Raw genomic sequence first — 3,692 nt, forward strand, 5'->3', positions numbered from 1 at the left:
ATTCCGTGTTGGTGTAGAACACGAACCCGTTCTCGTCGGCGCCCTTCAGCAAGACCATGCGAACGTTCGGCAATCCGCTCTCGTCCACCGTGGCGAGCGCCATGGCGTTGGCGTCCTCGGGCTCGGACCGCTTCGCTTCGTTCAGCCAGGTGGCGAACAAGGCGAACGGCTCGGACGTTTCAGTGAAGTCACCGCTTGTTAACGGGTTGGAGTCTTTAACAGAGGGTGTGTCTTTAGCGTTCATGGAGTGCCGCAGCGTGAGTTTTTCGGGTGAGCGCCGTTATAGTTCAGACGCTCGTCGTGGCGAAATCCTGCGGATTCTTGCCGCTGGTGTCATCGCTCTTACCACCAGCGCCTGCAGCTTGTCCTACTCCTTTGTGTCGCTCGACATCGACGAACCGGAGACGACCGCCTCGATAGCCGTCGCGCCCCCGACCCTCGCGCCCGATCTCGACGAGGAGGATTGGCGGCGCGCCAAGGCCGCCCTCGCCGTCGCCCTGGACCCGCAGGGGCCCGGCACTCTGGTGTCCTGGGACAACCCCGATACGGCGAGAAGGGGCAGCTTTACGGCCTCCTCGCAGCCTTTCGTGAGGGACGACGAGATCTGTCGCTCGTTCTCGGCGCAAGTGAGCGGGCCGGCAAGCCACGCCCTGAAGGGGACGGCATGCCGTCCGTCCGGTGGCGAGTGGACCCTCAAAGAGGTCAAAACCGACAAGTTGCCGAAGAAAGCTTAGCAACGGCTCGGGTGCGCAAAAGGCGTTGCAAAGACGCAACACTTTGCCCATATGGACGTTGAAGCCGATGGGCTTTTGCCCAAATCCAGGCCAACGGACAAATCATTGATGCGCAACCCCTACGACATCCTCGGCGTGCCGCGGACTGCAAGCGCGGCGGAGATCAAGAAGGCGTTTCGCAAGCTCGCGAAGACGCATCATCCCGATCGCAACGCCGACGACCCCAAAGCCAAGGACAAGTTCGCCGAACTGAACTCCGCCTATGAGATATTGGGCGATACGGACAAGCGTGGCCAGTTCGATCGCGGCGAAATCGACGCCGAGGGCAAGCCCCGCTTCCAGGGTTTCGAGGGATTCAGCGGCGGCAATGCCCGACCCGAGGATTTCGCAGGCTTTGGTTTCAACGCAGGCGGCTCGCCGTTCGGCCGTGGTCGGCGTGCCCGGAGCCCGGAGCCGGGCGATGATATCTTCTCCCAATTGTTCGGCGATGCGTTCCGCGCGGGCGGCCAGAACCAGCAGCGCAAGGCTCAGCCACGCAAGGGCGAAGACGTGGCCGCGACCTTGACGGTCTCCCTCGAGGACGTGGCGAGCGAGGCCAAGAAGCGCATCACCCTCCCCACCGGGCGCGATGTCGACGTCGTCATCCCGAAAGGCGTCTCCGACGGCCAGACGATCCGGCTGAGGGGATTGGGCTATTCGCTCCCCGGCGTCGAGCCGGGCGATGCCATGCTGACAATTCGGATCGCGCCCCACAGCCGGTTCACGATCGAGGACTCCAACCTCCGCCTTCGGTTGCCGATCGAAATCGACGAGGCGGTGCTCGGCGGCTCGATCCGTGTTCCGACCCTGACCGGCGCGGTCGACATGACCATTCCGCCGATGACCAATTCAGGCCGCACCTTCAGGCTGCGCGGCAAGGGGCTTCCCGGGAAAAGCGGCAACGGAGACCTTCTGGTGACCGCCGAGATCAAGCTGCCGGAAACCGCGGACGAGGATCTCGTGGAATACGCCCGCAAGCGGCGGTCGGCCAAAGCCGACTAGGATCATATTCTTTTCCTTGGAGGAATGGCCAGGATGTCAGGGAGTCTCTTCCCCCTGGCTGCCACCTCAGTTAAAGAAGCCCTCTTTCTAAGGTTTCTAGCGACGATTTGGGTGAACACATGGCGGAGACAACGGCGCCCGGAATTCTAGCCGGCAAGCGCGGCTTGATCATGGGGGTTGCTAACAACCGCTCCATCGCCTGGGGTATCGCGCAGGCCGCGCGCAGGCACGGAGCGGAGCTCGCCTTCACCTATCAAGGGGATGCCCTCAAGAAGCGTGTCGAACCTCTCGCCAAGGAGCTCGATGCCATCGTCGTCGGCCATTGCGACGTGACGGACGGTGCGAGCATCGACGCTGTCTTCGACGAGTTGAAGCGCGCATGGGGCACGATCGACTTCGTCGTCCATTGCATCGCCTTCTCGGACAAGGACGAGCTGACGGGCCGCTACGTCGACACGACCGAGGGCAATTTCAACCGTTCGCTCAACATTTCCTGCTATTCGTTCACGGCGATCGCCCAGCGCGCCGAGAAGTTGATGCCGGACGGCGGCGCATTGCTGACGCTGACCTATTACGGCGCTGAAAAGTGGATGCCGCACTACAACGTCATGGGTGTCGCGAAGGCGGCTCTGGAGGCCTCGGTGCGCTACATGGCGGCCGATCTCGGACCGAAGAACATCCGCGTCAACGCCATCTCGGCCGGGCCCATCAAGACGCTGGCCGCGTCGGGCATCGGCGACTTCCGCTACATTCTCAAGTGGAACGAGTACAATTCGCCGCTTCGCCGGACKGTGACGACGGACGAGGTCGGTGAGACGGCGGCCTATCTCGTGTCCAACATGTCGAGCGGCGTGACAGGCGAAATTCTGCATGTCGACGCGGGTTATCACGTGGTCGGTATGAAGAACCCCGAGGCTCCCGACATGTCGTTGGACAAAGAAGGCGCGTGAAGACGCAACGACGTCCGGTGATCTATTTCGTCCGCCACGGTGAGACGGACTGGAACCTCGAAGGTCGGCTCCAGGGTCAGAAGGACATACCGCTCAACGATTTCGGACGCGTGCAGGCCGAAGAGGCCGGACGCCGGCTGCAATCGCTGACAGCGCATCCCGAAGATCTCGACTACGTCGCGAGCCCCATGGTGCGTACGCGCGAGACCATGGAGATCATGCGGGAGGCCATGGGCCTGCATCCGCCGTACTATCGACTCGACGAGCGTCTCGTGGAGCTCACCTTCGGCGAGTGGGAAGGCCTGACCTGGAAAGAGGTCAGAGCCAAGGAGCCGCAGGCAGCGGCCGCTCGCGAACGCGACAAGTGGGGCTACGCGCCTCCGGGCGGTGGGGAGAGCTACGCCATGCTCACCGACCGTGTCAGGCCTATCCTCGACGACATCACCCGCGACACCGTCATCGTCGCCCACGGTGGCGTCGCCAGGGCATTTCTGGCCATTGCCTGCAGCATCCACCCCCGCCACGCCGCCATCATGGACATCTGGCAGGGCAGGGTCCTGGTATTGGAAGGCCGCTCGTATCGCTGGGAGTAAGCGCTCCGGTTTTCAGGGTTGAAGCGAGTAGGAAAAAGTGCTTCATCAGAAATGATATTCCGTTTCTGGGGGTGCGTGATGGGCTACGGCAGAATCCTCTTCGCGGGCGTGGGGCTGGCCATGCTGGCCTGTCCGGCGCAGGCCGACACCCTCGAGCGCACGGTCAAGGCGAACAGCCGATCGGCGCTGGGCGGTTTCCTGGGTTACGAAGTCGACACCTGCTATCCGTCGCAAATCCCGGCCGKCAAAGTTCGGCAAGCGCCCGTCAACGGAACGCTGCAGATCGTCCCACACGAACAGAATCTCGGGAAGGAGAGCCGCTGCCCGGGCACCAAGGTTCGCGGGTTGGCCTACATCTACACGCCGAAGAAGGG

General features: G+C 62.8%; 6 protein-coding genes. 5 read left to right on the plus strand and 1 reads right to left on the minus strand.

What is annotated here, in order from left to right; all coding sequences use genetic code 11:
• A partial coding sequence (locus tag AC1DT3_RS14695; RefSeq protein WP_477465987.1) for a pyridoxamine 5'-phosphate oxidase family protein occupies nt 1-244 on the minus strand: 244 nt, incomplete at its 3' end.
• Between the two features lie 13 nt (nt 245-257).
• Between AC1DT3_RS14695 and AC1DT3_RS14700 the strand changes: the two genes are divergently transcribed.
• The 5 genes from AC1DT3_RS14700 to AC1DT3_RS14720 form a co-directional block, all read left to right on the plus strand.
• Nucleotides 258-734 carry an RT0821/Lpp0805 family surface protein gene (locus AC1DT3_RS14700; protein ID WP_477465988.1) on the plus strand — a complete coding sequence of 159 codons (477 nt, stop codon included), beginning with the start codon at nt 258-260 and terminating at the stop codon, nt 732-734.
• Between the two features lie 108 nt (nt 735-842).
• Nucleotides 843-1,775 (plus strand): DnaJ C-terminal domain-containing protein, encoded by a 933-nt coding sequence (locus AC1DT3_RS14705; protein WP_477465989.1) that lies wholly within the window; start codon nt 843-845, stop codon nt 1,773-1,775.
• A 119-nt stretch (nt 1,776-1,894) separates the two neighbouring features.
• Nucleotides 1,895-2,725 (plus strand): enoyl-ACP reductase FabI, encoded by an 831-nt coding sequence (gene fabI / locus AC1DT3_RS14710; protein WP_477465990.1) that lies wholly within the window; start codon nt 1,895-1,897, stop codon nt 2,723-2,725.
• Nucleotides 2,722-3,318 (plus strand): histidine phosphatase family protein, encoded by a 597-nt coding sequence (locus tag AC1DT3_RS14715; RefSeq protein WP_477465991.1) that lies wholly within the window; start codon nt 2,722-2,724, stop codon nt 3,316-3,318. Before fabI ends, AC1DT3_RS14715 begins: the two co-directional genes overlap by 4 nt.
• Before the next feature lie 78 nt (nt 3,319-3,396).
• A partial coding sequence (locus AC1DT3_RS14720; RefSeq protein ID WP_477465992.1) for a hypothetical protein occupies nt 3,397-3,692 on the plus strand: 296 nt, incomplete at its 3' end.

The sequence above is a fragment of the Microvirga sp. P4_G7 genome, from assembly GCF_056401005.1.

What these genes read in the sequence shown, in the direction of transcription:
- AC1DT3_RS14705 (WP_477465989.1), top strand. Translation starts at nt 843, where the DNA reads ATGCGCAACCCCTACGACATCCTCGGCGTGCCGCGGACTGCAAGCGCG.